The sequence below is a fragment of the Stenotrophomonas sp. 05L44_2 genome (assembly GCF_056665995.1).
The window spans coordinates 1-4,699 of record NZ_JBFTNR010000310.1 but is presented as its reverse complement, the minus strand read 5'-3'; the positions used below and the strand labels follow the sequence as shown (position 1 = coordinate 4,699).

Sequence of the window (4,699 nt, the reverse complement as noted above, 5' to 3'; positions counted from 1 at the left end):
GGTCGGCACCGAAGGTTAGCGCCAGATCATCAGTGCAGAGAAGGTGCAGCCGGTGAWGCAGGTGCAGTGCGAGGTGTTCCCGMAGTTCAGTTCGATCATCTGGGAGCACGCCCTGCWGGCGTCGCGCGCGGCCGCTGACCATGCGCGCACGGTCACCTTCGGCGATGCCTTCGCTGCGCAATGGCTGGGCCTGGTGCAGGGCCTGGGGGCGGCGCTGGTCATGCGTCAACTGCTGCAGGAAGCACAGGCTCGTGGCGAAGAGGTGGAGCCGGCGCTGGCCCTGCAGTTGCTGCAGCAGTGGTCACTGCCGTTGGCGCAGCGGGTGGCAGCAGCGTGGGAATTGCCCGAACCGGTGCATCAGGCCCTGGCGCCTGATGCAGACGGTCCGCTGGCCGACAGCCTGCGCCTGGCCAGCGCCGCCGCGGCGGCCAGCCTGCTGTGCCGGCACGGGCATGCCAGCCAGGGCCGCATGCTGGCCTTGCTGGAACAATTGCCGGCAGCGCCGCCACACGCGCTGCGCTGGATCTGGCGGCGCCTGCATGGGCGCAATGTGGAAACCCTGGACGAAAGCCTGCACGGCGATGGCGAGGGGGCCGCCCCCTGATCGTTACAGCTGGGATTCCAGCGGCAACCAGCTGATCACCCGTGCCGTCCAGCGTTTGCCAAGACTGCTGCCGGGCTCGGCATCGACCCAGTGCGGCGGCGGCTCGCGCTGCAGCCAGCGCAGTTCGTCATCAGCGCCCAGTGCCAGCCACCAGGCGTGTTCCGGGCTGGCCAGGCGCAGGTATTCCGAGCGCAGCTGTGCGCCCAGCACCGGGTCGTCGAACAGCACGCCCATCTCGGTGTTGAGATAGGCCGAACGCGGATCGAGGTTGAACGATCCGACGAACCCGCGCCGGTCGTCGACCAGCAATGCCTTGGTGTGCAGGCTGGCGCCGCTGCTGCCGAACAGGCTGCCGTCACCGGCCTGGCCGTTCGCCTTCAGTTCGTACAGCTGCACGCCGGCCTTCAGCAGCGGCACCCGGTAGCCCATGTAGCCACCGTGCACGGCAGCCACATCGTTGGCCGCCAGCGAGTTGGTCACCACGCCGACCTGGGCGCCGCGTCCGGCCATCGCCGAAAGTCCGTTCAGCCCTTCGCTGCCGGGAACGAAGTACGGCGAGATCAACAGTGCCTTGTAGCGCGTCGACTGCAGCTGCCGGACCAGCTCGGTGACCAGCCAGTCGTCGTGTGCATCGTCGTGGTGCTTCATCGGTGGATCGGACACGATCCGTACCTGCCTGCTCCAGTGCAGCGGCTCCGGGCTGGCACGCTGTCGCTGGCGCGACTCGGCCACGCGCTGCAGGTATGGTTGGGCCTGCGCATGCAGCGCGTCCAGATCGGACTGGCGCACCAGCTGGCGCAGCTGTGCATCGGTATAGGTTGCCAGCGCCGAGATCGGAATCGCYGCGTCGCTGTTCCAGTAGTCGTCGAAGATCTGGTTGGCCTGCTGCACGGCCGGGCCGGCCACCACCAGGTCCAGGTCCTGGAAATTCACGTCGCTGCGCGCGCTGAAATATTCCTCGCCGATGTTGCGGCCACCCACGATCGCAATGCGGCCATCGGCGATCCAGCTCTTGTTGTGCATGCGGTGGTTCACGCTGAAGGCGCGTTGCACCAGCTCCAGCGTGCGGGCCATGCCGCTGCGGTTGCGGAACGGGTTGTACAGGCGAAGCTCGATGTTGGGATGCGCATCGAGCGCCATCATCAGCGCATCCTTGTCCTTGGCATTCATGTCATCAAGCAGGATGCGCACGCGCACGCCACGTTCGGCAGCGTCGTACAGCGCCTTGGCCATCAAGTGGCCGATCAGGTCGTCGTGCCAGATGTAGTACTGCAGGTCCAGGCTGCGGCCGGCGTGCTCGGTGATCATCGCGCGGGCAGCGAACGCATCCATGCCATCGCTGAGGAAGGCCACGCCCGACTGCCCGGGATGGGCGGCCTGCAGGGGCATCATCTGCCGATCAATGGGCGTCTGCGCAGGTTGCAGCGGCAGTACCTGCGACGCTTCGCCGCGCGCCTGCGGGGCCAGGTGGTCGGCCAGCAGCAGGCCGGACAGCACCAGCAGAAGCAGGGCGGCGATGATGATCGCGGCCACGCGCAGCAGGCGTCGCCATAAAGGTTTGCGCAGACTCATGACGCCGATGGTAGATCCTGGCTACGCATGGAGGTAGACCCACGCCAAGCGTGAATGAACTGTCACCGGTAGATCCACGCCACGCGTGGATGAACTGTCACCCCGGTAGATCCACGCCACGCATGGATGAGCTGCCACCGGTAGATCCACGCCATGCGTGGAAGAACTGCCACCGGTAGATCCACGCCATGCGTGGATGAAGCGCCGTGACTCAGAACCGCTCGTCGCTGCCCAGATAGCGCCACTGGCCCACGGCCAGCGGGCCCAGCGCCACCCGGCCGATGCGCAGGCGGCGTACGGCCACCACCTGCAGGCCGGCAGCCGTCACCGCAGTCCTCAGTCCCTTCGCGGTCAGTCCCTTGCCTGCAAAACGCAGGCGCTGCTCGCTCTGCCAGCTGACCTTCGGGCCGCCTGCTTCATGCTGCAGCCGGGCCATCAGCCACGGGCCACGTTCCGGGCCGCCTTCAGCCACTTCGACCAGGTACTCCTGTTCGGTGCGGCCCAGGTTGCGCTGCAGGTGCGCGAGCACCGCCGGATCCTGGCTGACCACCACCAGCCCGTTGTCGTCGGCCGGCAGCGAGGATGCCAGCTGCAGGCCGTGGAAATGCCGTTGCAGCGGGCGGATGTCACTGGCATCCAGTTCGCTGCGGGTCTCGGTGCGGATCAGCGCGCACAGGGCATCGGCTGGCACGCCCGCCGGTTTGTGCAGCAGCATGCTGGCGCGCTCGGCCTTGCTGTCGCTGGCCTGCTCGGCCACCACGATGCTGGCGCTCTCGTCCACCGGGCGCTGCGGCTGTTCCACCACTTCGCCATCGACGSTGACCCAGCCGCCCTCGATATAGCGCCGCGCTTCACCACGCGGGATGCCGAGCAGGGCGGACAGGCGTTTGTCGAGTCGGGTCGGTTCCATGGCGAAAGGTCGGGCAGGGGGCGCGCAGTGTAGCCGCTACGCCGGCTCAGCGCTGGCCGCGGTTGGCCAGCTCGGTCAGGTACAGGCGGGTATCGAACTCCAGCTGCAGGTAATCCGGCTCCATGTGCTGGCACAGCTGGTAGAAGGCCTTGTTGTGGTCGGCCTCCCTCAGATGGGCCAGCTCGTGCACCACGATCATGCGCAGGAAGGCAGCTGGCGCCTGCCGGAACACGGTGGCGATGCGGATCTCGCGGCTGGCCTTGAGCCGGCCGCCGTGTACACGGGAAATGGCGGTGTGGGTGCCCAGGGCATGCTTGATGACCTCCAGCGTGTTGTCATAGCAGACCTTGTTGAGCGGCACCGACTTGCGCAGGTAGCGGTCCTTCATGTCCTGGGTGTAGTCGTACAGCTGGCGGTCGCTGCGCACCTCATGCGGGTCGGGGTAGCGCTGCTGCAGCCAGGGGCCGAGCTTGCCCTGTGCCAGCAGATCGCTGACCTGGGCGACCAGGGGTTCGGGGTAGCCGGTGAGGTACTTCAGGACAGCCATGCAGGGGCGTCGGCGCGTCGGTAGAATGGGGCATCCAGATTACACGCGGTACGTATCGACCATGGCAAAGCCCAACGCGCTGCAGGAACAATTGCTCAAGGCCGGCCTGGCCAAGAAGTCGCAGGCCAGTGCCGCCGCGCGTGAACAGGCCAAGGCCCGCCAGGGCAAGGCCGAGTCGACGTCGGCGGAGGTCCAGCGTGAAGCTGAACGTGCCCGGGCCGAGAAGATCGAGCGTGACCGTGCGCTGGCTGCCGAGCGCAACGCGCAGGCCCGGCAGGCTGAGCGCAAGGCGCAGGCCAAGCAGATCATCAGCGCCCACGCCGTGCCGCACAAAGGCGAGGACGAGTACCGCTTCAGCGATGGCGCAGTGATCCGCACCCTGTTGATCGATACCAAGCTGCGCAAGGCATTGTCGGTGGGCGTGCTGGTCATTGTGGCCCATGGCGATGGCTACGCGGTGCTGCCACGCGCGGCAGCGGAGAAGGTGCGTGAACGCGCCCCGGAAGCCATCATCGTCGACCATGGCACGCCCGGCTCCAGCGCCGAGATCTCCACAGGCAACGCCGAGGACGACGCCTACTACGCACAGTTCCAGGTCCCCGACGACCTGGTCTGGTAAGGCGACGCTGAACCGGTCGCAGCGTCCGCCGGGCATGGCCCGGCGCTACCGATTGCGGCGGGGTGTATTGTCCCCATATCAGGCGACACACCTGCGGAGGATGGCCATGGCTACCGGTTGGGCCGGAGATGGCGCGGTCCAGGACCAGATCGACGCCACCGTCGACGATGCGATTGCCCACGCGCGGCGCCAGCTGCGCCAGGGCCCGGGTCTGGAACACTGTGAGGAATGCGACGCGCCGATTCCTTTGGCGCGGCGTCAGGCAGTGCCTGGCGTACGGCTGTGCGTGAACTGTCAGCAGGCGCATGACGAAGAGGAACAGGCGCAGAGTGGCTACAACCGCCGGGGCAGCAAGGACAGCCAACTGCGGTAAGGGTGGTCGGCAGGGCGGCGCCCTGCACCCGCGGTAGTGCCGGCCGCTGGCCGGCAACCTTGAGAGCAATAGCA

General features: G+C 67.3%; 5 protein-coding genes and 1 pseudogene. 3 read left to right on the top strand and 3 right to left on the bottom strand.

Features of this window, described 5'->3' with window-relative positions; all coding sequences use genetic code 11:
* A pseudogene (locus AC1VAN_RS12150) lies at positions 1-604 on the top strand (HDOD domain-containing protein); the annotation flags it as partial.
* A 3-nt stretch (positions 605-607) separates the two neighbouring features.
* Here the strand turns inward: AC1VAN_RS12150 and AC1VAN_RS12145 are convergent.
* From AC1VAN_RS12145 to AC1VAN_RS12135, 3 genes are all read right to left on the bottom strand, one after another.
* Complete coding sequence (locus AC1VAN_RS12145) at positions 608-2,176, bottom strand: phospholipase D family protein (RefSeq protein WP_442252111.1); 1,569 nt, start codon at positions 2,174-2,176, stop codon at positions 608-610.
* Between the two features lie 211 nt (positions 2,177-2,387).
* On the bottom strand, positions 2,388-3,086 hold the full coding sequence (locus tag AC1VAN_RS12140; protein ID WP_480985877.1) for an RNA pseudouridine synthase: 699 nt from the start codon (positions 3,084-3,086) through the stop codon (positions 2,388-2,390).
* A gap of 46 nt (positions 3,087-3,132) precedes the next feature.
* Complete coding sequence (locus tag AC1VAN_RS12135) at positions 3,133-3,633, bottom strand: M48 family metallopeptidase (protein WP_025879163.1); 501 nt, start codon at positions 3,631-3,633, stop codon at positions 3,133-3,135.
* A gap of 61 nt (positions 3,634-3,694) precedes the next feature.
* On the opposite strand from AC1VAN_RS12135, the gene AC1VAN_RS12130 reads away from it, so the two are divergent.
* On the top strand, positions 3,695-4,252 hold the full coding sequence (locus AC1VAN_RS12130; protein ID WP_105165037.1) for a DUF2058 domain-containing protein: 558 nt from the start codon (positions 3,695-3,697) through the stop codon (positions 4,250-4,252).
* A 106-nt stretch (positions 4,253-4,358) separates the two neighbouring features.
* Positions 4,359-4,625: a DksA/TraR family C4-type zinc finger protein gene (locus tag AC1VAN_RS12125; RefSeq protein WP_442252110.1), complete on the top strand. Its 267-nt coding sequence runs from the start codon at positions 4,359-4,361 to the stop codon at positions 4,623-4,625.
* Positions 4,626-4,699 lie beyond the last annotated feature (74 nt).

What these genes read in the sequence shown, in the direction of transcription:
- AC1VAN_RS12135 (WP_025879163.1), bottom strand. Translation starts at nt 3,633, where the DNA reads ATGGCTGTCCTGAAGTACCTCACCGGCTACCCCGAACCCCTGGTCGCC.
- AC1VAN_RS12130 (WP_105165037.1), top strand. Translation starts at nt 3,695, where the DNA reads ATGGCAAAGCCCAACGCGCTGCAGGAACAATTGCTCAAGGCCGGCCTG.
- AC1VAN_RS12125 (WP_442252110.1), top strand. Translation starts at nt 4,359, where the DNA reads ATGGCTACCGGTTGGGCCGGAGATGGCGCGGTCCAGGACCAGATCGAC.